The organism is Sphingomonas montana (genome assembly GCF_001956315.1).
GTDB lineage: Bacteria > Pseudomonadota > Alphaproteobacteria > Sphingomonadales > Sphingomonadaceae > Sphingomonas_R > Sphingomonas_R montana.
In genome coordinates this window covers 356062-380377 of the sequence record NZ_KV887144.1, presented here as the reverse complement: position 1 = coordinate 380377, position 24316 = coordinate 356062, and the positions used below count along the sequence as shown (strand labels likewise).

Below are 24316 nucleotides of genomic sequence, written 5' to 3'. Positions count from 1 at the left end.
TCAGGCGGCGGCCGGCATGCGGCGCAGGACGAGATAGAGATGTTCGCAGGCGAGCACCGTCTGGTCGTGCTGGTTACGGATATCGACCGCCTCCACCACCACGCCGTGCGTCGCATGCTTGGGGTGATCACGCTTGTCGGCGATATGGGTGTGCGTCGTGATCGTGTCGCCGATATGCACGGGCCGCACGAAGCGCAGCCGGTCATAGCCGGTCGACATGGCGTGCGGGTTGATGACGCTGGCGGTCAGGCCGATGCCGACCGTGAAGACCAGCGTGCCATGCGCGATGCGCTGACCGATCGACTGCGTCGCGCACCAGGCGGCGTCCATGTGATGCGGGAAGAAATCGCCGCTGTGCCCGGCATGGACGACGAAATCGGTTTCGGTGATCGTCCGGCCGAAGCTCGTTCGGCGCGATCCGACGGCGATATCCTCGAAGTAGGATTCGACGATCATGCGGCTTCCTCGTCCAGCTGAAATTCCGTGGCAATTGACGCGGTGTCGGCGCCCAGCCGCGGGGCGGGACGGGGCGAGCGCAGGATGCGGCCATCGACCCGGATCGGGCAGCGGGTGACCTGCATCGTGGCACCGTCCGCCGCGACGATCGGCTGAACCGGATCGATCGCGGCGAACGCATCGTGCGCCACCAGGGCGGGCCAGTCGAGCGTCTCGGCTGCCCACAGTCCGGCGGGTTCCAAAATGTCCAGCCAGTGGCGCGACGGCCGGGTGACGAGATGATCGGCGATGGCCTGCTTGATCGTGTCACGATCGGCGTACCAGCGGTCGGCCGGGAAAGCGGCCAGCGCGGAACAGCCGATCAGCACGCCCAGCCTATCGACCGGCATCATCGCCAGTGCCACATGGCCGTCGGCGGTGGCATAGATGCCGTAGGGCGCCATGAGGTAGATATTGGCGTTGTTGACCGCCGAACGGCGTGGCGCGTCCCCGCTGCCGTTCAGGAACACGGTCAGTGGTTCAAACTGCAGATCGATCGCGGCTTCCATCAGGCTGACATCGACGCGACCGCCGCGACCGGTGACGCCGCGTCGGACGAGCAGCGCAAGGATGGCCTGCACCAGCTGTGCGCCGGCCGCCATGTCGGCCACGGCCAGCCCGGTCGGCACCGGCCCATCCGCGGCATCGCCCGACAGCCAGGCGAACCCGGTGCGCGCCTGCACGAGCAGGTCCTGCCCCGGCGTATTGCGCCACGGCCCGGCATGGCCGTAGCCCGAGATGCCGGCATAGACGATGCGCGGGTTGAGCGCGGTCACCGCGTCGAAGCCGAGACCGAGGCGGTCCATGATGCCCGGCCGGAAATTGTGGATCAGCACGTCGGCGCGGCCGATCAGCGCCCGGACGCGCGCCGCGTCGGCAGGGTCCTTCAGGTCCGCCGCGTAGCTTTCCTTGTTGCGGTTGATCGTGTGGAACAGCGCGGTGTCGCGATCGAAATGCTGGTCGGCCATGCTAAGCGAACGGGCACCGTCGCCGCCGTCGGGCCGTTCGACCTTGATGACCCGTGCGCCCAGATCGGCCAGGCGCAGCGCACAGGACGGCCCGGCGAGAAACTGACTAAAATCCAGAACGACGACGCCATCCAGCGGCAGAGAGAGAGGCGGTGTCACGCCGACGCCGGCACAGGCTGCCTGTTGCGATGAGCCACGCTACTCTCCCGTATTTATTGTTTATATGCAGACGATATGTTTGTCGGTAAATGAAGTCAACCAGAGAAGGGGATGACGATGGGCAGCGACGCGCGTGGGCCGCTTCGGGGCATGACGTGGGATCATCCGCGGGGCTACGACCCGTTGGTCGCGGCAACCGACGCATGGCGGCGGCAAGGCGGCCGACCGATCCAGTGGGACCGGCGGTCGTTACAGGATTTCGAGACGTTCCCGGTCCGGTCGCTGGCCGAAACCTACGACATGATCGTGATCGATCACCCGCACGTCGGTCAGATCGTCGCCGAGGATTGCCTGGTCCCGTTCGGCGGGACAGGCGGACCGGGCGACTTCGTCGGGCGATCGTTCGAAAGCTACCGCTGGGCCGGGCGGCAATGGGCGTTGCCGATCGATGCCGCGACGCAGGTGCAGGCCTATCGTGCCGACGGCCTGTCCGCCGCGCCGGAGGACTGGGGCGGCGTCATGGCCCTGGCGCGGGCCGGGCGGGTGCTGTGCCCGTTGCGCAGTCCGCATGCGCTGATGAGCCTGTACACCCTGTGCGGTCTTGCCGGTCACGCGCCGGCCGCGGAAGGCCCGATGCTGTTCGCGCCCGGGCCGGCGGCCGAGGCCTATGACCGGTTGCGCCGGCTGGCGCGCATCGTCGACCCCGCCTGTTTCGACATGGATCCGATCGCCGTGCTGGAGGCGATGGCCGCACCCGGTGCGACGATCGACCTTGCCCCGCTGATCTACGGCTATGTGAATTATGCGGCGGCCGGGTTCCGGGCATCGCCGATCCGGTTCAGCGATCTGCCGGGCGATGGCGACGGCCGGCATGGCGGATCGGCACTGGGGGGCACCGGCATTGCGGTCTCGCGGTTCGGACAGGATCCGGCGACGGCGGCCGCGTTCGCCATGTTCGTCGCAGGCGGCGATTGCCAGAAGACGCTCTATGCCGCCGCCGGGGGGCAACCGGCCCATGTCGCCGCGTGGGAGGACGACAGCGTCAATCGCGCGACGGCCGATTTCTATCGCGCCACGCGGCGGACGCTGGACGGCGCATGGTTGCGGCCGCGGCATGACGGCGCGATGGCGTTCCAGGCGGCTGCGTCCGCCCGGCTGGATCGTGCGTTGCGGCTGGACGAGCAAGGCGCGCCGCTGATCGCGGCGCTCAACCACCTGTTCGCGGAGAGCCTGCCGGCATGATATCGTCTCCCCTCGAAGGCCTGCTCGTTCTCGATCTGGCGCAGTTCCTGTCAGGCCCGTCGGCGGCGTTGCGATTGGGCGATCTGGGCGCACGGGTCATCAAGATCGAACGGCCAGGGACGGGTGACATCTGCCGGACGCTGTACCTGACCGATACCGACATCGCGGGCGATTCGACGCTGTTCCACGCGATCAACCGCAACAAGGAAAGTTTTGCCGCGGACCTGAAGGACGTGGCCGACCTGACCGCCGTTCGCGCGCTGATCGCGCGGGCCGACGTGCTGATCCAGAACTTCCGTCCCGGCGTCATCGAACGGCTTGGCCTGGGTTATGACGCGGTGCGCGCGATCAACCCGCGCATCGTCTATGCCGGCATTTCGGGCTATGGCGAGGACGGGCCGTGGGCCGACCTGCCCGGCCAGGACCTGCTGGCGCAGGCGGTTTCTGGTGCGATGTGGCTGAGCGGCAGCGAGGGCGACGGGCCGGTCCCACTCGGCCTGTCGATCGCCGACATGCTGGCCGGGCATCTGGTGGTCGAAGGTGTGCTGGCCGCGCTGGTACGGCGCGGCATCACGGGGGAGGGTGCCCATATCCAGACGAGCCTGCTGGAGGCGATCGTCGACCTGCAGTTCGAGGTGCTGACGACGCATCTGAACGACGACGGCAAGCTGCCGATGCGATCGGCGTTCAACAATGCGCACGCCTATCTGGCCGCCCCCTACGGCGTCTACGCAACGCAGGATGGCCATCTTGCGCTGGCGATGACGCCGCTCGACACGCTCGGCCGGTTGCTGACCATGCCGACCCTCGTCGACCTCGCCGGAGAACCCAATGCCGGTTTCACGCGCCGCGACGAGATCAAGCGACTGATCGCCGAACGACTGCGCACCCGCCCGACGGCCGACTGGATCACGCTGCTGCGGAGCGAGGATGTGTGGTGCGCGCCGGTGCTCGACTGGCCGCGCCTGCTGGCGAGCGAGGCGTTCGGGCGGCTCGACATGCTGCAGGAAATGGCCCGTGGCCCTAGCCGGATCCTGACGACGCGCCGTCCGCTGCGTATCGCCGGGGAACGCGCCCCGTCCTCTGCGGCCGCCCCATCGGTCGGCCAACATACTGCCGCCATCCGGGCCGAGCTCGGGCTCCCCGAGCGTGCGGCGCACTGAGGCAACACAGGTTATTCGGTAGGTCGGTCGCCGCCGTCCGGCCAGAACGCGGTTGATCGCTGCGGTCGCCAGCGGGGTGATCAGTGGGTATTCGCGGCGGTTGGGATGGACGGCTTCGTTCGAGAGGCCATCCCGGATCCCCTGGTCCACACTCTTCAGTTCCGCGTGGTAATCGAGATACCCCGGCCTCTTCGCTGCCGCATAGTCAGCCCGTGATGTGCCCGACCGCTGGATGGAGATCGATCACGTCCACCCAGACTACGGGCCAGCATCTGACCCGTAGTCTGGCCCGACACACCGCGGTCCAGAACGTCCTTTTCGAAAGGCGACGGGACCGCCGGTTTCAACGCTTCGGTGATCGGGTCGCCCGGGAACATCACGCTGCGCGGCCTGCGGCGGGCAAGGCGCGGTTCCGATTTCGGTAGCGGCACAGGCCGTCGGGATCGACGCGGGTCCAACGTGGAGAGTTGGCGCGACGGGTTTCCCCGGCCGGCGGGATTTCAACAGCGTGCGTAGCAGGCTCGACGATCAGGTCCATCCGGTGTGCATTGACGACCGGCACCGACGGGCGAGGAAGGTCGTCCAGCGTTAGCGGCTGGCCGAGTGCCGGACCGTCAGGCACAACGGGGGACGTCACCACCGCGACCAGAGCAAGTCCGCGCACCATGGTAACACGCGCGATCCCGGGTCGGGTCGGCAGGTCTCGAGGGCGCGACAGCAAGAGCAGCGTCCTGAGCCTTTGTGGTAGGATTCGGTCCCGCGCGCAGCTTCGGGCCCGGCGGCAGGCCGGGCGCCGAAACTGCGACGGGTGCCCGTTCAGAATTTGAAGCGGACGCCGGCCAGGAACTGGCGATCGTCGACGGTCTGGTCATTGAACCGGGTCGCGACAGTATAGTAGCTTTCGCGCCGGGTCCGCAGCAGGTTGCTCCCTTCCAGCGAGATCGTGACCTGCGGCGTGACATCGTAGTTGATCGACGCGTCGAGCCAGCCATAGGCCTTGCGAATCACGGGTCCGGCCGGGATTGGGGTCGACCCCGCAGCGCTCGACGAAGCGCCGGCGAACAGCGATTCGTAGAAGCTGGAACGCCAGTTGTAAGCGACGCGCGCCGACAGCCCGTATTTCTCGTACAGCGCCGACAGGTTGTAGCTGTGCTTGGACAGCGACGGCAGCCCGACGGTCAGGGTCGGGATCGGCGACGGCGCCTTCGAGTCGACCAGCGTATAGTTGGCCTGCACGCCAAACCCGTCCAGCCCCTCGGGCAGGAAGTCGAAGAATGCCTGTGTGCCGACCTCGAAGCCCTTGATCGTGCCCTTGCCGCCATTGTCGGGCCGGCTGATATTGTAGAGGATGCCGCCAACGTCGACATTGCTTTCGATCGTGGTGGTCAGGAACGCGTTGACCCGCTTGTAGAAACCGGCGGCGTAGATCGATGCGGTCGGCGAGTAATAATATTCGAGCGACGCATCAAGCTGCTTGGCGGTGAACGGCTGGAGGAACGGGTTGCCGCCCGATCCGGCGCCCTGTGCCGGCACCAGTGTCAGCGACGGCGTCAGGGAGCTGAAGCCGGGCCGGGACAGCACCTTCGACGCGGCGAGCCGGAGTTGCAGCCTGTCGGTGAAACGTGCGCGCAGGTTGAAGCTGGGCAGGACATTGGTGCTGGCGGGTTCGCTGCTGATCGGGGCGAAGCCGGTCTGGCGGCGGGTGACGATGCCGTTCACCGTCACCGTCTCGAACGTGGGGGTGTTGCCGGTCAGGTTGCCGCGGAACCGGATCACGCGCACGCCGATATTGCCGTCGATCGGGATGCCGACGTCGAAACGATATTTCGCCATCGCATAGCCCGCCAGCGTCTTCTCGCTGATGTCGAAGATGCCGAGCGGCGTCACCGCGGGCACCGCCGCGATGCCGAGTGCGGTGCGGATCGTATCGAAATTGCCGCGCAGCGCATCGGGCGAGGCGATCAGGAAGTTCTGCGGAAAGCTGGAGTTGCCGCCGCCCTTGCTGAAAAAGTTGTCGATCGGGTTGGGCGTGATGAACTGCGACACCGGCCCGATCCCGGTCGCTGCCGGGGTCTGGAAGAAGCGGATCGGCAGAAAAACCGCGCTGCGATCGGCATAGCGCGTGCCCACCGAGATCTGCGAGAGGAAGCCGCCGTCGAAATCATAGGTGACGTCGAGCCGACCCGCCTTCTGCTTGCCGTCGGAACGGTTGACGTTCTGCGTCAGCGGCCCGACCGTGAAGCTGCTCGGGCTGGTGAGGTTGACGCCATCGAGCGAGAAGGACGGAATCGTCGTTGTCAGATCCTGATTGAAGCGTGGCGCGACGCCGAGCAGGTCCAACTCGCGATAGTCGAGATCGCTCTTGGATTTGTCGTGGCTGACATCGAAGCTGATCTTGAGCCGGTCGCGGTTCCATTCGCCGCCGAATGCCAGGGTGCGGTTTTCGTCGAGCAGATCACGCGAGACGCCGAGCAGCGTGAACGGCTGGTTCGCATAGGAGCCGGTGGCGAGATCGCCAGTACCATCGAAGGTCGTGAAAGTGCCCGCTATCGGCGTGCGTTGCGTCGGTTGCGCGGCGACACGGTTGGACTGGATCAACAGGCCGTTCTGGTCCTGCCGCGTCTTGAAACGCGAATACTGCCCTTCGCCGTAGAGCATGAGTTCGGGGGTCGGCTGCCACTGGATCGTGCCGCTGAGGCCGACGCGACGGCGCTTGCCGAGCACCTGCACCTTGTAGCTGCCGTTGGGCGCGTTCACGCTCTGCCCGGCGATAAGGTCCGTGCGCGGCAGCGGCGCGCCCGTGATGTTGAAATCCTGGCGGTAGGTGCGCTGCTGGTATGCGCCGCTGACCAGCACGCCGATCTCGCCGATCGGCGTGTCGTACCGGTCGCTCAGCAACAGCGAGACGAGCGGGTCAGCCTTTTTTCTGAGGTCGTTATAGCGTGCGCGTGCGCTGCCGCTGATGACCGCGTCCGGGAAGTCGAATGGCCGGCGGGTGCGGATATCCACCGTGCCGCCAATGCCGCCCTCGACCAGATTCGCCGTCGGCGACTTGTACACATCGAGTCGCGAAAGCAGTTCGGCGGGCACGTCCTGCAAGTTGAACGTGCGGCTGGTGCCGGTAAAGGCATCGCGCCCGTTGATGGTCGTTTCGATCTGCGGAAGCCCGCGAATCGCGATCGACCCGCCTTCGCCGACGTCGCGCGATACCTGGATGCCGGTGATCCGCTGCAACGCTTCGGTCACGTTGATGTCGGGCAGCTTGCCGATATCGTCCGCGACGATCGAATCGACGATGGTATCGGCGTTCCGCTTGATCGACGCGGCGGAGCTCAGACTCGCCCTGATGCCGGTGACGACGATTTCCTGACCGCCGACCGCTTCGTCCGCCATCGGCGGGGCGGACGGCTGGCCCGCGGCCGATGGCGCCGCCTGCGCGCCTGCCGGTGCGGCATTCGTGGCCTGCGCCTGCGCCATGCCGGTCAGCAGCGCCGAAGCGCACACGCCACCCAGGAATCTCCGAAGCTTCATCAACCCTCTCCCGTTTGTTCATTTAGTATTATTTTATATGCGAACATGATGACGCGATCGGCGGGGCTTCGCAAGAGGCTTCGTGGGGTGTCGGCGCATGATCCGCGCCATCCCGAAGCATAAATTTGCCGCCGCCGCGCATCGATTGATTTGTATTATGATATGCGTATAGAGTGATGGGCGAGGCCGCGCCATGAATGCGAACGGCCAGGACGAGGATCGTTTATGAACCGCTCGACGGACACGGGACTTTCGCGACGTGCGCTCATCCAGTGCAGCGCCTGCGCCGCTGCGGCCGGCGCGCTGAGTACCGGATCGGCAGGCTGGGCGGCAGACGTCGCTTCGCTGCGCGGCGGGAAGGAGGCCGTGCACGAATTCCCCTATGGCGCCGTCAAGCTGACCGGTGGGGTCATCAAGCAGCATTATGACCATGTCCATGCGCATTATCTGGCGCTGGACAATGATCGGCTGCTGAAGGTCTTCCGCCAGAACGCCGGCCTGCCCGCGCCCGGGCCGGACATGGGCGGGTGGTACGATGCCGACGGTTTCGTGCCCGGCCTGGCGTTCGGGCAATATGTGTCGGGTCTGGCACGGATCGGTGCCGCCACCGGCGACAAGGCCGCGCATGCCAAGGTCGCGACGCTGGTCGACGGGTTCGGCAAGGCGATCGTCAAGGCGAAGAACCCCTATGCCGGTCCGAAGGCGCAGGCACAGTGGGCTGCCTATGTCATGGACAAATATGTCGTCGGCCTGCTGGACGCGTACCGGCTGAGCGGTGTGGAACAGGCGAAGACGCTGCTGCCGATCGTCATCGACAAGTGCATGCCCTATATCTCTCCCGTCTCGCGCGACCGGATCGGCAAGACCGAACCGCCTTATGACGAAACCTATGTGCTGCCGGAAAACCTGTTCCATGTCGCGGACGTGACCGGCAACGACAAGTATCGCCGCATGGCAGTCCATTATATGCTCGACCGCGAATGGTTCGATCCGCTGGCCGCGGGCCAAGACGTGCTGCCGCTGAAGCATGCCTACAGCCACACGATCGCGCTGAGTTCGGGCGGCCAGGCCTATCTGCACGTCGGCGATCCCAAATATCGCCGTGCGCTGGAAAATGCCTGGACGTTCATGGAGCCGCAGCGTTTCGCAAGCGGCGGCTGGGGGCCGGAGGAGCAGTTCGTCGAGCTGCACAAGGGCAAGCTTGCCGACAGCCTGAAGACCTCGACCGCGCATTTCGAAACGCCGTGCGGCAGCTTCGCCGACATGAAGCTGGCGCGCTACCTGATCCGCTTCACCGGCAAACCGGTCTATGGCGACGGCCTGGAACGGACGATCTACAACACGATCCTGGCGACGCGCCTGCCCGACAGCAACGGCGGCTACCCCTATTACTCCAACTACGGCCCCGATGCCGACAAGCTCTATTATCAGCAGAAATGGCCATGTTGTTCCGGTACGCTGGTGCAGGGCGTCGCGGACTATGTGCTGAACCTGTATTTCCACGACGACGATGCGCTGATGGTGAACATGTACGCCCCGTCGGAAGTGACCTGGGATCGTCCGGGCGGCGCGGTGCTGGTGACGCAGGAAACCGAATATCCGGCGGCGGACAGCGTCCGGCTGACCGTGCAGCAGCCGGGCAACGGCCGTTTCGCGATGAAGCTGCGGATACCGGCCTGGGCGAACGGCGCCACCGTCGCGGTCAATGGCCGGGCGCAGCCCGCGAAGGCCGGCGAGCTGGCCGTGCTGAACCGGACGTGGAAGGCCGGCGACACCGTCGACCTCATCCTGCCCCAGACGCTGCGCACCCAGTCGATCGACGACCGCAACCCGAACCTGGCCGCCGTGCTGCGCGGTCCGGTCATGTATGTCGGCCTGAACCCGTGGGACGGGATCGAGGACCGCGCGATCGCGCTGCCCGGCGCGCTGGAGCCGATGCCGGGTGACGGGCAGGCCTATCGCACGGAGGTGGGGGGGCGTAACCTGGTGTTCGTGCCGTATTTCAACGTCCAGACCGAACGCTACAACACCTATTTCAAGGTCGCGTGATGACCGGGCAACGCGTCGTCGCGACCTACTGGATCGAAACCGCGTTCCCGCTCGATCAGGCGGCGGCAACGATGGCGGGCGAACAGTCGACCGGTACGTTCGTCCGGGTGCCGGGTGAAACGGATGCGCTGCGCGTGGCGCATGCCGCGCGCGTCGAATCCGTGACGGACCTGGGCGCAGTCGATGCGCCGTCGCTGCCGGGATCGGGCCTGCCCAAGGGGGGCGGGACCCGGCGGGCCGGACGTGTCGTCCTGTCCTGGCCGCTGGTCAATTTCGGGCCGTCGCTGCCCAACCTGCTCGCCGCGATCGCGGGGAACCTGTCCGAGCTGAAGGCCTTTTCCGGTCTGAAGTTGCTCGACATCACGTTGCCGCCGGCGTTCCTCGATCGGTATCAGGGGCCGCAGTTCGGCGTCGCGGGGACGCGGCGGCTGGCCGGCGTGTACGACCGACCGATCATCGGATCGATCATCAAGCCCAGCGTCGGTCTGTCGCCGGATGCCACCGCCGAACAGGTCCGCGTGCTGGTGGAGGCGGGCGTCGACTTCATCAAGGACGACGAACTGCAGGCGGACGGGCCGCATTGTCCGTTCAACGAACGGATCACGGCGGTGCTGCGCGTCATTCGCGACCATGCCGACCGCACCGGCAAACGCGTGATGTTCGCCGCGAACCTGACCGGCGAAATCGATGAAATGCTGGCGCGCCACGATCATGTGCTGGCGGAAGGGGGAACGTGCGTGATGGCCAGCATGAACTCGATCGGTCTGCCGGCGATGAAGGTGCTACGCGCGCATGCGCAACTGCCGATCCACGGCCACCGCAACGGTTGGGGCATGTTCGGCAGGTCCCCCGCGATCGGCATGAGCTTCGTCGCCTACCAGAAACTGTGGCGACTGGCCGGCATCGACCATACGCACGTCAACGGAATCGACAACAAGTTCTGCGAGAGCAACGATAGCGTGATCGCGTCGGCCCGCGAATGCCTGACGCCGATGTTCCCGGCACCGCACCCGGGTTGCGAGGTCATGCCCGTCTTTTCGTCCGGACAGTCTGCCCGGCAGGCGGCACCCACCTATGCCGCGCTGAGCACGACCGACCTGATGTTCGCGGCCGGCGGCGGCATCATGGCGCATCCGGGCGGGCCCGCCGCCGGTGTGCGCGCGCTGCGCCAGGCGTGGGACGCGGCGGTGGCCGGCGTTCCGGTCGATCAGGCGGCGCGCGACGCGCCGGAACTGGAGGCTGCGTTGGGGGCGTTCGCCGGGTGACGCCGCTCTACGCCTTCTACGGGGACGATTTCACCGGATCGACCGACGTGCTGGAACAGCTTGCCGAAGGCGGGGTGCCGGCCGTGCTGTTCCTCCGTCCGCCCGACGCGGCGTTGCGCGCCCGCTTTCCCGACGTTCGCGCCTTCGGGATCGCCGGTGACGGCCGCAGCCGCTCGCCCGACTGGATGGAAGCAGAGCTGCCGGCCATATACGACGTCCTTGGCGGCGCGGCGATCGTCCATTACAAGACCTGTTCGACGTTCGACAGCAGCCCCGCGACCGGTTCGATCGGACGCGCCATCGACATCGGTGTGCGCCTGTTCGGCGGGCCGGCCGCGATCGTGGTCGGCGCACCGCATCTGCGGCGCTATGTCGCGTTCGGCAATCTGTTCGCGGCGGCGGGGGCGGCGGTGTTCCGGATCGACCGGCATCCCACGATGGCGCATCACCCGGTCACGCCGATGCACGAGGCGGACCTGATCCGCCATCTGGCCGCACAGACGACCGCGCGGATCGCCCTGGTGCCGATCGATCGGATCCAGGCCGGGGAAGCGCTCGCCACCTACGATGCCGTCAGCGGGGCGGCCGATGCGGTGCTGTTCGACGGCATGGCGTTGGACGATCTGGCGGAGACGGGACGCGTGCTGCTGGCCCGCGCGGTGCGTTTCGCCGTGGGCAGTTCCGGCGTCACGCGGGCGCTGGTGCTGGCGTGGCGGGAAACCGGGCTGGTCACCGGCGACACGGGCGGCCCACGCGCAGACGCGGGGGCGGTCGACCGGTTGCTGGTCGTCAGCGGCAGTTGCTCGCCGGCGACCGCACGACAGATCACGCGCGGCATCGCCGACGGTTATCACCCCGTCCGCGCCGACGTCGCCGCGTTGCTGCGCGGTGAGACGGCGGAAGAGGACCGGCTGGTCATGGAGAGCGTGGCGGCGATCGACGCGGCCGGGCGCAGCATCGTCCATTCCGCCGAAGGGCCTTTAACCGGCGATGCCGCCGCCGCCGGAGAACGGCTGGGCGCCGCGCTCGGCCGCGTCGCGGGGCAGGCGATCCGCCGGCTGGGGTTGCGCCGTGTCCTGTTCGCGGGCGGCGATACGTCGAGCCACGGGGTCGCCGAACTGGGCATCGACGCGCTGACGCTGGCCGCGCCGATCGAACGCGGCGCGCCGCTGGTCCGCGCCCATGCCGCCGATCCGGCGATAGAGGGTCTCGAACTGGTCCTCAAAGGCGGGCAGATCGGCGGCGACGATTTCTTCGAGACGGTCCGGCGCGGTACGGCTGCGGGTTAAGGCGGGATCGCAAGAGGTAGGAGCACGATCAGGTTTTTTTGGTTCAAGCCTGCCAAGAACTTTGTGCAGGGTTCTCGACAAGCTCGGACCAAACGGGACCGGCGGCACGACGCCGGTTTGGGATTGCCAGCGCCTTCTGCCTGCTCGGTCAGCCGGCCGGAACGAGGTCCGGCGTTGCCTTGTGGTCCAGCCCCTTGGTGCAATCGATGATCGCGAACAGTCCGGCGGCGATCAGGACCATCGCGGCGACCCCCTGGATCGGCAGGCGGTAATCGCCGGTGGCGCTGACCGCATAACCGATCGCGACGGTGCAGATGAACCCGCCGAGATTGCCCGCGGTGTTCATGACCCCGCTTGCGGTGCCGCCATAGCGTCCGCCGATCGCCATGCACATAGCCCAGGCCGCCGGCAGCATCAGGTCCATCACCGCAAAGGCGGCACTGGCCAACAGCACGATCGCGACTTTGCCGGTGGCCAGGCTCATCGCCAGGATCAGCCCGGCGGTGGCGGTCAGGCAGAGGCTGGCGATCAGGCTGTAGGCCCGGCGGATGCCGATGCGCTGCGCCAGACGATCGGACAACACGCCGCCGGCAAGGTTGCCGACCACGCCCAGCAGGAACGGCAGCGATCCGTACAGACCCATTTCGGCGACGGAGAAACCCGCGCCCTTGACCATCCACGTCGGGAACCAGTTGAAGAAGAACCAGCTGCCGAATGCGTAGCAGCCATAGGCCAGCGCGATCAACCAGAGCTGGGGCAATGCAAGCAGCCGCCGCCACGGCGTGCCGAGATGGCCGCCCGCTTCGTCGCTGCCGATCTCCACGACTTCCTGCGGCGTGATGCCGGGCTGGTCGGCCGGTCGATCGCGATACCAGCTTCGCCAGACGAGCGCCCAGACGAAACCGATCGCGCCCAGCACGACGAACACCGAACGCCAGCCGAACTGCGCCTGTAACGGCACCAGCAGCAACGGGGCCAGCGCACCGCCGAACCGACTGGCCGCCCAGATGACGCCCTGGCCGCGGGCCCGTTCCCGCGCCGGCAGCCAGCGATACAGCACGCCCGAAATGTTCGGATAGGCCCCGGCCGCGCCAAGCCCGAACAGGAACCGCGCCCCGGTCAGCTGCCAGAAATTACGGCACAGCGCGGTCGCAGCGGTGAAGATCGACCACCAGATCGTGATCCGGGTCAGTTCCTTGCGATACCCGTGACTGTCCCCCATCGCCCCAGATGGAATCTCGAACACCGCATAGGCGATGACATAGGCGCCAAGGACCCAACCCCACTGGTCGGGCGTGATGTTCAGGTCGCGCTGGATCGCCGGGCCGGCGACCGCGATCGCCATGCGATCGAGAAAGGTGATGACCGAAAGCGTGGCCAGCAGTCCGACGACGGCATGGCGTTTCTTCACGACGCGACGCCCGCCAGGCCCGCCAGCACGTCGCGCGCCCGCGCGACACCCAGTTCGGGGCTGGAGAAAACGGGGGCGGGCAGGGCACCGGCGGGCAGCGTCGCCAGCACGCGCGCCATCGACGCCTGCGCCAGCACGATCGCGTCCACGCCCTTCATCGCTTCGGTCAGGCCGTGGGCGACGATGCGGTCATGCGTCGCGCCGTCGCCCGCCATTACCGCCTCGAACGCGCCTTCGCAGAGATGTTCGACGATCTCGATCGCCTTGCCCTGTTCCGCCGCGACCGCGCGGACCAGGTCGGCGGTGGGGGTCAGCGTGGTCGACAGCGTCGCCAGCACGCCAATCCGCATCCCCGTCGCGACCGCGCGTTCCGCCATCGGCCGATCCACGCGCAGGACCGGGCGATCGTGCAGCCGCGCCGCAATATCGACCGCCGCGCCGATCGATGAACAGGTGACGAGCGCCACGTCGGCCCCGGCGTCGAACGTGGACCCGACCAGATCGATCAGCCGGCGCATCGTGGGTTTTCCCAGCCGGCCCGCCGCGATCGTGTTCTTGATGAGGCTTTCGTCGACGAAATGCAGGATGCGCACCCCGGGCGTGAGCCGTGCGGTCAGTTCGTTGAACATCGGGCTGAGCGTCGGCGACGTGTGGACCAGGGCGAGCGTCTGCATGGGTGGATCCTCGATCAGAGCGTGAAGTGATAGTGGCCCGAGCCGACCGTGAGGCGGACGACCGTGCCGTCGCGGTGCAGGCCGCGGACATCCGGGTGGCCATCGACCGGCCGTCCGCCCTCCCGCCACGCGCCGCGATCGGGCAGTTCGATATCGGCCACGGCATTGGCGGGGACGACCAGCGACAGCCCGGTCAGGCCGTCCGCGTCGCCCTCGGTCTCGGTCGCGATTGTCCCGATACAGGAGTCGTACCGGGCCGCGACCCGCCCGACCTGCGGCAGCCAGACCGGCCGCACGGCGATCCGGCGAAAACCCGGTGCGGCAGGGGCGATGCCCGCCAGCCGGCGGTAGAAGAAGCCGATGACCGCGCCGAACGCATAATGGTTGTAGCTGTTCATCGACAGATCGCCGACGTCGCCGTTCCAGCGTTCCCACATGGTGGTGGCCCCGGTGGCGGGCATGTAGCCCCAGCTGGGATAGGCCGTCTGGAGCAGCAGCCCGGACACCACGTCCCACTGCCCCGCATCCGCCAGCACGTCGAGCAGGTAGGGCGTCCCCAGGAACCCGGTCGACAGGGTCAGCCCACGCCGGCGTATATCGTCCGCCAGCACTTCGGCGGCCGCCGCGCGGTGGTCAACCGGCACCAGATCCATGAACAGCGCCAGTACCTGGCTGGTCTGGCTGCCGTTGCCAACCGTGCCGTCGCCCGCGTCATACTCGGCGACGAACGCCGTACCGATCGCCTCGCGCAGAACACGATACCGTCGGGCATCGTCGGTACGTCCGGTGGCCTCGGCCATGTCCGCCATCAGCTCGGCCGACCAGGCCCAGTAGGCGGTGGCACAAAGCCCCCGCGGTGTCGTCTCGTCATCCGGCTTGACCGCGTCGACCGACAGCCAGTCGCCCAGGTCCAGCCCGCGATCGTTCCGCCACACATGGTCTGGATTGCCGGCCGCGACAAAGGCCATCCACGCCTGCATCGCGGCCCAATTCTCGTCGATCACCGCGGTGTCGCCGTAGCGTTGCCACAACTGCCACGGCAGGATGATACCCGCCTCGCTCCACCCGGCGGTGACGACGTCGGGAAAGGACAATGGCTGAGGCACGACGATCGGATAGGCCCCGTCCGCGCGTTGCGCGGCGCGCGCCTCGACCAGGAACCTGCGGAGGAACGGGCCGACTTCCATATTGAACGCGGCGGCATCCGCGAACACCTGGATGTCGCCCATCCATCCCATGCGCTCGTCGCGCTGCGGGCAATCGGTGGGCACCGCGAAAAAGTTCGACCGCTGGCTCCACAGACCGTTTTCCCAGATACTCTGGAGCAGCGGCGCATCGGCGAACCGCATGGTGCCGGTTTCGCGGCACGCGCTGTTCACGACCACGCCCTCAATGTCTTCCGCTGTCGGCACGCCCGGGAAGCCGGCGATCTCGACATGGCGGAAGCCGTGATAGGTGAAGCAGGGTTCGAAGATCTCCGGCGCGCCGGTGCCCGCCAGGATGAAGGTGTCGGTCGCATGCGCCAGCCGCAGATTGGCAAGGTCGGCGGTGCCGTCTGGGTTCAGCAGTTCGGCAAAGCGGGCGGTGATCGTCGTCCCGGCGGGGCCGGTGGCCCGGATGCGGACCCACCCGGAGAAATTCTGCCCGAAATCGCACACGTAACGACCGGGCAACGGTTCGGTGATGCGCACTGCCTGGCGCTTGGCCGTCGGTTCGATCGCGGGAGACGTCTGCGCGATCAGCCGGGCGGGCGGCGTGGTGCCGATCCGGACGGCCGACCAGTCCGCCGCGTCGTGATCCGGCCCGTCCCAGCCCGGCCGATCGCGCCTGGCATCACGGGTTTCGCCGTCGTAGATTTCCGACGTCAGAATGGCCGACGGTGCGATGCGCCAGTCGGGACCGGTCGCGATCCAGTCGCTGCCGCCATCGGCATAATCGAGCCGCAGTTGCGCGCGGAAGCGGCGCGGGGCCGGGCCGAAGCCGTAGCGTTCGATCCGCCAGCCGAACGCGCTGGCATAGAAGCCGTCGGCGACGATCGCGCCCAGCGCATTCTCGCCCGGTCGGATCAGCGCGGTGACGTCCTGCGTCTGGTAGAAGATGTGGTCCTGCGCAACGCTGATCTCCGGCGCCAGCACGGCATCGGACACGCGCGCGCCGTTGATGCTCGCGACATAGGCCCCCAGCGCGGTCGCATAGAGCCGCGCCGCCACGACCGGCGCGCGCGGGGTGAAGGTAGTGCGTAGCAGCAGCGCGGGTTCGGGCGGGCGCGGATCGTTATGCACCTCCGCGCCGCTGCGGACCGGCGTGGACCAGTCCTGCCCTCGGTAACCGGCGTCGGTCCATCCCTCGGGCGGATCGGGCAGGACGCGCCAGTCCGGGCCGCTGACCAGCCGCACGACGCTACCGTCCCTGCGGTGCAGCCGGATCAAGCTGGCGAATGCGCCGCCGTCGACGGGGAAGAAACCAGTCACGTCCGCTTCGACCAGCGCGCAGACGCTGTTGCGGCCGGGGCGGATGTCGCCGTCATAGGCATCCAGCGTACCCCAGAAGGGCAGCATCGTATCCCAGCCGAACGGGCGCGGCAGCGCGGCGGCGACCCCGTTGATCCAGACGCCGCGAAGATGGTCCTTGCCCGCGATCAGGATTTCGGCGCGGACGAGATCCTCGGGCGCGTCGAAATCGATCCGGAAGGCATGTGGCCGGTTGTCCAGCGGCGTGTCGGTCCAGATCCAGGCCAGTCCCGCGGCGCGATCGGCGGCGGCCACTGCATCCTCCGCCTCTATCCAGTCGCCGTGCCAGTCCTGCGGGCTGGACAGTCCCGCCTCGAACCATGCCGGAGCCGAGTGTGCGGTGCGGCCCCGATCGTCGGTGATCTCCACGGACCACCACAGCCGCTGCATCGGGCGGAGCGGGGGGCCGCCGTAGCGGATATCGAAGCACGCATCCGACGTCGTCGGTCCGCTGTCCCAGACCAGGGCGTCGCCGGCGTGCAACGCCGCAACGCTTTGCGCGACGCGGACCCGGTAGCGGGTCTGCATCACGCCGCGCTCTTCCGCCTCGATCCGCCAGGACAGGTACGGATGCGCGACTTCGGTGCCGATCAGGTCGGTCGTATATTCGGCGCGCAGGTCGGTGACGTGCAGGCTCATATGGCCTCCTGAGATTTGCGGGGTCGGGCGAGGTCGGCATCGTCGAGGACGAGGACCCAGTCATTTCCCGGGGAGGCGTCGCCCGGTGGATCGAAGCGGCGCGTGCCGCGATTGGCGAACGTGCCGATCCGCCGGGTGCCGCCGTCGCGGGGCGAATACCAGGCGGCGGTCAGGCGTCTGGCCGGTAGCGCACCCAGCCGCATCGTGAACGACCGCCCGGTATAGGTGTAGGCGAAGACATAGCCCGGCCCGCGGGTCGCGAGGACGCGTTCATATCGTGTGCCGTTGTCGACGATCAGCGCCATGTCGGGCACGCGCGACGCCATCGGGCGCGACTCGATCAGCGTGCGCAGATGGCGCATCTGCCCCGCGCCGGGGGCCGCCATCGCGACGTCCCACCGCTGGTTCGCCCCGAAACTGGGCTTGTCGCGGCCCGGCACCAGCATCTGCATCACGCTGTTTTCGCCGTAGCTGTGGCCGAACGCGCCCGCCATCACCGCCCACCATGCATAGCGGCGCGCATCGGCGGCGCCCCAGCGTGGCCCGGTCACATCGTGCAGGCCGTATGGAATATTCTCGTAGGACGGTTCGCCGTCGATGGTCGGCTTGATCGGCCGGCGTTGCCGGTCCTCGGTGACGAAACGCCAATTATCCTCGCTGCGGGCACCAGCCGGTTCCTGCGCGTAACTCCGGTGGCCTGACTGGAACATGTTGAAATCCAGCCATTTCACATCGTGAAAATGCCACGCCGAGTCCGTCCGCCCGAACGGGTGAAAGGTGACGAGATGGCCGGGATCGTGGCGCTTTAGCGTCGATCCGAGCAGCTGCCACATGGCGGTATGTTCGTCTGCCTTCGTGTCCCCACCGTTCAGCCAGACGATATTGGGGTGCGTCCGGTAGCGTTCGGCGAGGAAACGGGCGTAGCCGGCGGCATTGCGTTCGGTCAACGCCCCGCTGTCGGCCAGCGACCCCCAGGCGGGCACCAGCGCAACCTGGATGCCCAGCGCCGCGGCGCGCGCCACGACCCAGTCGAGATGATCCCAATAGTCATATTCGCCGGGCCGCGCCGGATTGCGGCCGGGGGTGACGCGCGGGCGACCGGGATCCCCGTCGTGCAACGCCGGCGCGGCATAGCGGTTCGTCATGGCGGCGGTATGCAGGATCATCACCTGGACGACGTTGAAACCCTGCTGCTTGCGCTGCGTCAGGTAACGTTCGGTCTCCGCCCGATCCAAGCGACCGAGCAGCAGCCAGGCGGTATCGCCCATCCAGAAGAACGGCTTGCCGCCGGCCTCGAGATAATGCCCGTCCGCCGATACGCGCAGCGGCGTCGCCTGTGCCGCGGCCGCATCGACCGCAACCGCCGACGCCGACAGCATTCCCAGCAGCCCGAGTGCCGCACGGACGATCATCATGTGCCGGCCCCGTTTCAGTAGGAGGTGAACAGGGCTTCGCGCGCCAGCTTCAGCGCGCTCACCGCATCCTGCCGGTCCTGTGCGGCCTGCATCGCGTCGAAATCCAACTTGTCGAGCGCGCGCTCGATCACCTTCAGAAAATCGATCGCGCAGTCGGCGGCCGCGACGCTATCCTCGCGGAACGGGAACTGGTCCAGCTGCCACACGCCTTCCCACTTGTTCTTGCGCAGCGTGTAGAAGAATTCGAACAGCTCGATCGGATGGACGGACCCGGCGATCAGATCGTCGTCCCAGCCGCGGAAATTGTCGTTCACGTCCATGCCGAACAGGCGGCCGTGGTCGATCGCCAATTGTGCCGCGTCGGCCGGCGACTCCCCGCCGTACAGCGAATGGCCGAAGTCCAGCAGGATGCCGATATTGGGCAGCCCGATCTTTTCGATGCCCAGCAGCGTGCGGGCGACACTGTCGTAGCTCATGTGCGCGCGCGGCTCGCGCGGCTTATATTCGATGACGAATTTCAGGTCCGGGTTCTGGCTCGCCAGCTCGCCGACGCCGTCCATGCTCATCCGCCACAATTTGCCGTGGTCGACCTGGAACGGATAGTCCCAGCCGTCCTGGCCGGGCCACAGCTTCACATAGTCCGCGCCGAACCGCCGCACGACGTCTGCCGCATCGTTGACCATCGCGTTGGCCAGGCGGCGGACGCCAGGATCGGGGTTGGTGAACGCCCCCTTGGCGAACTGCCGCGTGTAGATTTCCGGGGTGATGCCGATCACCGACAGCTTGTTGCGCACCAGCGCCGCCTCGACCGCGTCCAGCGGCAGATCCGGATCGGCGAACGGGTAGTTGATGTCGACGACCGACAGGTCGCGGACCTGCCCCGCCAGGTCGATCATCTCGATCAACGTGCGCGGCGGGCCGTAGCCGTCAGTCGCGTACCGATCGACATAGGTCGCGAAGTGCCAGATGCCGGCGCCGTATCTCTGCGTGCTCATGATATTCTATCCTCGTCCCGATCGGTTCTACGTACGATTCCGGTACTGATGTTGCGGTGTCAGGCGACGATCACCTCCACGCCCGCGGCGGCGATCGCCGCGCGATCCTCGTCCCGGATGCCTTCGTCGGTAACCAGGACGTGGATCACGTCCAGCCCGCCGAGCGCGGAGAAGGATCGCGCACCGATCTTGCTTGAGTCCGCGGCCAGGATGACGCGTTCGGCGGCACCGATCATCGCGCGTTTCACCGCGAGATCCGACAGGGTCGGGTAGGTCAGGCCCACTTCCACATCGATCGCCGCCGTGGCCAGGAACAGCTTCTGCACGAACAGGCCGTTGAAATAGTCGGCAGACCGCTCGCCGCTCAGCGACAGCGTGGGTGGCTTGAAATGACCGCCGGTCATGTGGACGTCGAACCCCGGCTCGGCACCCAGCATCAACGCGATGTTGAGCGCGTTGGTGATGACCGTCATGTCGCGATGACCCAGGATGTTGGCCGCGATTTCGGTGGTGGTCGATCCGGAATCGAGGATGATCGTCTCGCCGTCGCCGATCAGTGCCGCCGCTGCGCGGCCGATCTTCCGCTTCGCGTCCATATTGTCGAGGTGTTGCAATGCCATCGCGCGCACCTGCTGGCGCATCGACTTCAGATAGGCACCGCCATGTTCGCGGACGACGTGGCCGTCGGCTTCCAGCTTCTCCAGATCCTGCCGCACCGTCACTTCGGACACGCCAAGGGCCTGCGCCAGATCGCGCACGCGCGCGTTCCCTTCTTCCTGCAACCATTCCAGGATGGTGTTGCGGCGGGTTTCGCCCAGCTTGCGCGAGCCGGGGAGGGGGGCGTTCATCCGGGATTTCCGGGGCGTCGGGGGATCTTGCATGCGGTTCTATCCGCGCAGACGCGATTTGCTGGCAAGCGCTGATCCAGGCTTTTCATTATCGCCGCCCTCCCGATCCCATGGAATTCACTTCTTCTGGTCCTGCGCTTTCCTATCAACTGCCTTCGCTTTCCTGTCAAACGGGATTGTTCACGTGGAAAAACGAAGGGAATCGAAAGTTATCTGTTGTCAGCAGGGGTCCGGACCGATACCACGACTACAAAGAGGGGATGATGATGGAGCAGGTTGATGGGCCCCGGCGCGATGCCGCCGCGTCCGCATATCCGAACGACACCAGGGTCAAGCATGTCCGGGAACGGGCAGGCTGGATGCGCCGCCGACTGTTGAAGATGATCGTCGATGCGGGGCAGGGCCATCCTGGCGGCGACCTTTCGGCGACGGACATCGTGGCGACGCTGTATTTCGATATTCTTCGGATCGATCCGGTAGACCCGACCGCGGCCGGGCGCGACCGTTTCGTGATGAGCAAGGGGCATTGCACCGGCGCGCTCTACACCGCGCTGTCCGGGGCGGGCTTCTTCGCGGAAGCCGAACTCGACACCTATCTGAAGCCGCAATCGCGACTGAACGGGCACCCGAACCGGACGTACCTACCGGGCGTGGAAACCAATACGGGGCCGCTCGGTCACGGCCTGCCCGTCGCAACCGGGATCGCGGTCGCCGGGCAGATTGACGATGCCGGGTTCCGTGTGTTCGCGCTGACCGGTGACGGGGAGTTGCAGGAAGGCAGCATGTGGGAAGCCGCGATGTTCGCCGGCCACCGCGGACTCGGCAACCTGACCGTCATCGTCGATCGCAACGGTCTGCAGCAGGGTGCGCGGACGGAGGATACGAACGCGCTCGAACCGCTGGCCGACAAGTGGCGCGCGTTCGGATGGGAGGTCGTCGGTGTCGATGGGCACGACCACGCCTCGCTGCTGGCGGCGTTCGACGACGCCGCACTGCCACGCAGCAAGCCGCGCTGCATCATCGCCGAGACGGTCAAGGGCAAGGGCATCAGCTTCATGGAACATCAGGCCGCCTGGCATCACGGACTGCCCAACGCGGATCAGTTCGCGCTGGCGAATGGCGAATTCGACATGGATATGGCCCGATGAGCGCGCCCGCGCCCGCCGTGAACCTTCACGATTGCCGCGATGCCTATGTCCGGACCGTCGAGCAACTGGCGGCATCGGACGATCGCATCGTGGCGGTCGTCAATGATTCGGTCGGGTCGTCCAAGCTGGGCAAGTTCCGGGATCGCTTCCCGAGCCGGCTGATCAACGTCGGCATCGCCGAACAGAATATGGTCGGTGTCGGCGCGGGTCTGGCGAACGGTGGCAAGATCCCGTTCGTCAGCGGTGCCGGCTGTTTCCTGACGGCGCGCGCGATGGAACAGATCAAGGTCGACTGCGGGTACAGCCAGGCAAATGTGAAGCTGTGCGGCATATCGAGCGGCGTCGCCTATGGCGAACTGGGCGCGACGCATCATAGCATCGAAGATGTCGCATGGTTGCGGGCGATCGACAAGTTGACGGTCATCGTGCCTGCGGACCCGTGGGAGACGGCGGAGGCGATCCGCGCGGCGGCGGCGCATAACGGCCCGGTCTATGTGAAGATCAGCCGGATGCCGGTGCCGGAACTCGACCGTGGCGACACGCCGTTCCGTATCGGCCGCGCGGAAGTGCTGCGCACAGGCGACGACATCGCGATCATCGCGAACGGTACGCTGGTCCACCGCGCGCTGGCGGCGGCCGAAATGCTGGCCGCCGAGGGGATCGACGCCCGCGTCGTGAACATGGCGACGGTGTCGCCGATCGACTGCCAAGCGATCGCGGATGCGGCGGCGACGGGCGGTATCGTGACGGCCGAAGAGGCGCTGGCACATGGCGGGCTGGGTGGTGCGGTCGCGGAATATTGTGCGGAACATGCACCGGTGCGAATGCGGATGCTGGGCTTTCCCGGCTTCCTGCCGACCGGATCGGCCGCGTGGCTGATGGAGCATTTCGGCCTCACCGCCGATGGCATCGCCGCCGCCGCACGCGACCTGATCGCGCGACGGCGGGCATGATGCCGCGGCCGGTCATCCTGGCGATCGACCAGGGAACGACCAACACCAAGGCGCTGCTGGTCGGGGCCGACGGATCGGTGCTGGCCGCGCGTTCGCAGGCGATGCGCGTGGACTATCCTGCGCCGGGCTGGGCCGAGCAATCGGCCGGCGAGATCCGCGATGCGGTGGTCGCGCTGATCGCCGCACTGGTCGAAGCCGTGCCGGATGTGGAGATCGCGGCGCTGGCCATCGCCAACCAGCGCGAGACGGTCGTGATGTGGGATGCGGACACAAGCCGTGCGGTGGCACCGGCCGTGATCTGGCAATGCCGCCGATCAGCGGACCGGTGCGCGGCGCTTCATGCCGCCGGTCACGCGGCGCAGATCGCCGCGCGCAGCGGGCTCGACCTCGATCCGCTGTTCCCCGCCGCCAAGATCGCCTGGCTGCTCGACAGCGTTACCGACGGGCGGGCGCGTGCGGCGCGCGGCGAACTGCGGTGCGGCACGATCGACAGCTGGCTGCTGTGGAACCTGACCGGCGGCGCGGTGCACGCCACCGACCACAGCAACGCATCGCGCACGCAGCTTTTCAATCTCGATACGCTCGACTGGGATCCCGAACTGGCCCGGCTGTTCGACGTGCCCCTGAACATCCTGCCGCGCATCCTGCCCTCCGACAGCTGGTTCGGTACGGTTGCGCCGGGCCTCACCGCGCTACCCGACGGGACGCCCGTCCACGCGATGCTGGGCGACAGCCATGCGGCGCTGTTCGGCCACGGCGTCGACCGGCCGGGTCGGGTCAAGGCGACGATCGGCACCGGCAGCTCGCTGATGACGGCAACCGAAGGCCGGGTCCGGTCCGCACATGGCCTGTCGGGCACGATCGCCTGGAGCCGCGGCGGGACCGTCCAGCACGCGCTGGAAGGCAATATTTCGGTTTCCGGCCATGCCGCGGCGTTTGCAACCGCCCTGCTGGGCGTGGCGGACGAGGAGGCACTGACCCGGCTGGCGTCCAGCGTGGCGGACAGCGGCGGTGTCGTATTCGTCCCCGCGCTGGCCGGGCTCGGCGCGCCGCACTGGTGCACCGGTGCGCGCGGCACGATTTCCGGCCTGTCGCTGTCGACTACGCCCGCGCATGTCGCGCGCGCTACGCTGGAGGCGATCGCGCTCCAGATCGGTGACGTGCTCGATGCCATCGAAGCCGACCTGGGCACGCCTGTCGCCGAACTGTCGATCGACGGCGGTGCGGCGCGGAACCCGCTGCTGGCGCAGTTGCTCGCCGACCTGCTCGACCGGACGATCGTTCGGCCGCGGATTACGGAGGCGAGCGCACTGGGCGTCGCGCGGCTGGCCGCGGATGCGCTGGGGCTGGAGATGGTCCCCGGCTGCCCCGCCGACACCGACCGCTTCGAACCGGCGATCGCCGCGGACCGCCGGACCGCGGTCCGCGTCCGGTGGCGTGCCGCGGTTGCAGCGGCGATCCGCTCGGCGGTGGCAGACGGCGCGGATATCGAAACCGAGCCGGAGCCGATACTGCATCAAAAATGACATAACACGTTAAAAAACGGTCATAAAAAAAGGGAG

At 67.3% G+C, this 24316-nt stretch carries 17 protein-coding genes; 8 read left to right on the top strand and 9 right to left on the bottom strand.

Annotated elements, in window-relative coordinates; genetic code table 11:
• Both BKY59_RS06345 and BKY59_RS06340 read right to left on the bottom strand, forming a co-directional pair.
• Complete coding sequence (locus BKY59_RS06345; RefSeq protein WP_076069604.1) at positions 1-456, bottom strand: MaoC family dehydratase; 456 nt, start codon at positions 454-456, stop codon at positions 1-3.
• Entirely contained in the window at positions 453-1622 is a 1170-nt protein-coding gene (locus BKY59_RS06340; protein WP_076069602.1) for a CaiB/BaiF CoA transferase family protein, read from the bottom strand. Before BKY59_RS06340 ends, BKY59_RS06345 begins: the two co-directional genes overlap by 4 nt.
• A gap of 117 nt (positions 1623-1739) precedes the next feature.
• On the opposite strand from BKY59_RS06340, the gene BKY59_RS06335 reads away from it, so the two are divergent.
• Positions 1740-2864: an ABC transporter substrate-binding protein gene (locus BKY59_RS06335; protein ID WP_076069854.1), complete on the top strand. Its 1125-nt coding sequence runs from the start codon at positions 1740-1742 to the stop codon at positions 2862-2864.
• Complete coding sequence (locus tag BKY59_RS06330; protein ID WP_076069600.1) at positions 2861-4027, top strand: CaiB/BaiF CoA transferase family protein; 1167 nt, start codon at positions 2861-2863, stop codon at positions 4025-4027. Before BKY59_RS06335 ends, BKY59_RS06330 begins: the two co-directional genes overlap by 4 nt.
• A gap of 816 nt (positions 4028-4843) precedes the next feature.
• Here the strand turns inward: BKY59_RS06330 and BKY59_RS06325 are convergent.
• Positions 4844-7558 carry a TonB-dependent receptor gene (locus tag BKY59_RS06325; RefSeq protein ID WP_083671914.1) on the bottom strand — a complete coding sequence of 905 codons (2715 nt, stop codon included), beginning with the start codon at positions 7556-7558 and terminating at the stop codon, positions 4844-4846.
• 225 nt (positions 7559-7783) lie between these two features.
• Here BKY59_RS06325 and BKY59_RS06320 point away from each other — a divergent pair, with 225 nt between their 5' ends.
• Genes BKY59_RS06320 through BKY59_RS06310 form a run of 3 tightly spaced genes read left to right on the top strand, consistent with a single transcriptional unit; the run spans position 7784 to position 12161 of the window.
• Positions 7784-9607 (top strand): beta-L-arabinofuranosidase domain-containing protein, encoded by a 1824-nt coding sequence (locus BKY59_RS06320; RefSeq protein WP_076069599.1) that lies wholly within the window; start codon positions 7784-7786, stop codon positions 9605-9607.
• The gene (locus BKY59_RS06315) at positions 9607-10872 is read left to right on the top strand and encodes a ribulose-bisphosphate carboxylase large subunit family protein (protein WP_076069597.1); all 1266 of its coding nucleotides are present in this window, start codon (positions 9607-9609) and stop codon (positions 10870-10872) included. Before BKY59_RS06320 ends, BKY59_RS06315 begins: the two co-directional genes overlap by 1 nt.
• Positions 10869-12161, top strand: a complete 1293-nt coding sequence (locus BKY59_RS06310) for a four-carbon acid sugar kinase family protein (RefSeq protein WP_076069595.1) — start codon at positions 10869-10871, stop codon at positions 12159-12161. The genes BKY59_RS06315 and BKY59_RS06310 overlap by 4 nt, the downstream gene beginning before the upstream one ends.
• Positions 12162-12309: 148 nt before the next feature.
• On the opposite strand, the gene BKY59_RS06305 is transcribed toward BKY59_RS06310, so the two are convergent.
• The 6 genes from BKY59_RS06305 to BKY59_RS06280 are packed head-to-tail and all read right to left on the bottom strand — an operon-like array spanning position 12310 to position 20653.
• Positions 12310-13572: an MFS transporter gene (locus BKY59_RS06305; RefSeq protein WP_076069593.1), complete on the bottom strand. Its 1263-nt coding sequence runs from the start codon at positions 13570-13572 to the stop codon at positions 12310-12312.
• Positions 13569-14246: an aspartate/glutamate racemase family protein gene (locus tag BKY59_RS06300; RefSeq protein ID WP_076069592.1), complete on the bottom strand. Its 678-nt coding sequence runs from the start codon at positions 14244-14246 to the stop codon at positions 13569-13571. The genes BKY59_RS06305 and BKY59_RS06300 overlap by 4 nt, the downstream gene beginning before the upstream one ends.
• A gap of 14 nt (positions 14247-14260) precedes the next feature.
• Positions 14261-17395, bottom strand: a complete 3135-nt coding sequence (locus BKY59_RS06295) for an alpha-L-rhamnosidase (protein ID WP_076069590.1) — start codon at positions 17393-17395, stop codon at positions 14261-14263.
• Positions 17392-18810, bottom strand: a complete 1419-nt coding sequence (locus BKY59_RS06290; protein WP_129586219.1) for a glycoside hydrolase family 140 protein — start codon at positions 18808-18810, stop codon at positions 17392-17394. The genes BKY59_RS06295 and BKY59_RS06290 overlap by 4 nt, the downstream gene beginning before the upstream one ends.
• 14 nt (positions 18811-18824) lie before the next feature.
• Positions 18825-19805 (bottom strand): sugar phosphate isomerase/epimerase family protein, encoded by a 981-nt coding sequence (locus BKY59_RS06285; protein ID WP_076069588.1) that lies wholly within the window; start codon positions 19803-19805, stop codon positions 18825-18827.
• A gap of 59 nt (positions 19806-19864) precedes the next feature.
• The gene (locus BKY59_RS06280) at positions 19865-20653 is read right to left on the bottom strand and encodes a DeoR/GlpR family DNA-binding transcription regulator (protein ID WP_076069584.1); all 789 of its coding nucleotides are present in this window, start codon (positions 20651-20653) and stop codon (positions 19865-19867) included.
• A gap of 359 nt (positions 20654-21012) precedes the next feature.
• On the opposite strand from BKY59_RS06280, the gene BKY59_RS06275 reads away from it, so the two are divergent.
• Genes BKY59_RS06275 through BKY59_RS06265 form a run of 3 tightly spaced genes read left to right on the top strand, consistent with a single transcriptional unit; the run spans position 21013 to position 24280 of the window.
• Entirely contained in the window at positions 21013-21801 is a 789-nt protein-coding gene (locus BKY59_RS06275) for a transketolase (RefSeq protein WP_076069844.1), read from the top strand.
• A complete protein-coding gene (locus BKY59_RS06270) occupies positions 21798-22754 on the top strand; it encodes a transketolase family protein (RefSeq protein WP_076069581.1) in 957 nt (318 codons plus the stop codon). The genes BKY59_RS06275 and BKY59_RS06270 overlap by 4 nt, the downstream gene beginning before the upstream one ends.
• Positions 22751-24280, top strand: a complete 1530-nt coding sequence (locus BKY59_RS06265; RefSeq protein ID WP_076069578.1) for an FGGY-family carbohydrate kinase — start codon at positions 22751-22753, stop codon at positions 24278-24280. Before BKY59_RS06270 ends, BKY59_RS06265 begins: the two co-directional genes overlap by 4 nt.
• Positions 24281-24316 lie beyond the last annotated feature (36 nt).

Excerpts from the sequence above, each read along its gene's own strand:
- BKY59_RS06325 (WP_083671914.1), bottom strand. The coding sequence starts at position 7,558 with ATGAAGCTTCGGAGATTCCTGGGTGGCGTGTGCGCTTCGGCGCTGCTG.
- BKY59_RS06320 (WP_076069599.1), top strand. The coding sequence starts at position 7,784 with ATGAACCGCTCGACGGACACGGGACTTTCGCGACGTGCGCTCATCCAG.
- BKY59_RS06345 (WP_076069604.1), bottom strand. The coding sequence starts at position 456 with ATGATCGTCGAATCCTACTTCGAGGATATCGCCGTCGGATCGCGCCGA.
- BKY59_RS06300 (WP_076069592.1), bottom strand. The coding sequence starts at position 14,246 with ATGCAGACGCTCGCCCTGGTCCACACGTCGCCGACGCTCAGCCCGATG.
- BKY59_RS06265 (WP_076069578.1), top strand. The coding sequence starts at position 22,751 with ATGATGCCGCGGCCGGTCATCCTGGCGATCGACCAGGGAACGACCAAC.
- BKY59_RS06270 (WP_076069581.1), top strand. The coding sequence starts at position 21,798 with ATGAGCGCGCCCGCGCCCGCCGTGAACCTTCACGATTGCCGCGATGCC.
- BKY59_RS06290 (WP_129586219.1), bottom strand. The coding sequence starts at position 18,810 with ATGATGATCGTCCGTGCGGCACTCGGGCTGCTGGGAATGCTGTCGGCG.
- BKY59_RS06275 (WP_076069844.1), top strand. The coding sequence starts at position 21,013 with ATGCGCCGCCGACTGTTGAAGATGATCGTCGATGCGGGGCAGGGCCAT.
- BKY59_RS06280 (WP_076069584.1), bottom strand. The coding sequence starts at position 20,653 with ATGAACGCCCCCCTCCCCGGCTCGCGCAAGCTGGGCGAAACCCGCCGC.
- BKY59_RS06335 (WP_076069854.1), top strand. The coding sequence starts at position 1,740 with ATGGGCAGCGACGCGCGTGGGCCGCTTCGGGGCATGACGTGGGATCAT.
- BKY59_RS06285 (WP_076069588.1), bottom strand. The coding sequence starts at position 19,805 with ATGAGCACGCAGAGATACGGCGCCGGCATCTGGCACTTCGCGACCTAT.
- BKY59_RS06330 (WP_076069600.1), top strand. The coding sequence starts at position 2,861 with ATGATATCGTCTCCCCTCGAAGGCCTGCTCGTTCTCGATCTGGCGCAG.
- BKY59_RS06315 (WP_076069597.1), top strand. The coding sequence starts at position 9,607 with ATGACCGGGCAACGCGTCGTCGCGACCTACTGGATCGAAACCGCGTTC.
- BKY59_RS06295 (WP_076069590.1), bottom strand. The coding sequence starts at position 17,395 with ATGAGCCTGCACGTCACCGACCTGCGCGCCGAATATACGACCGACCTG.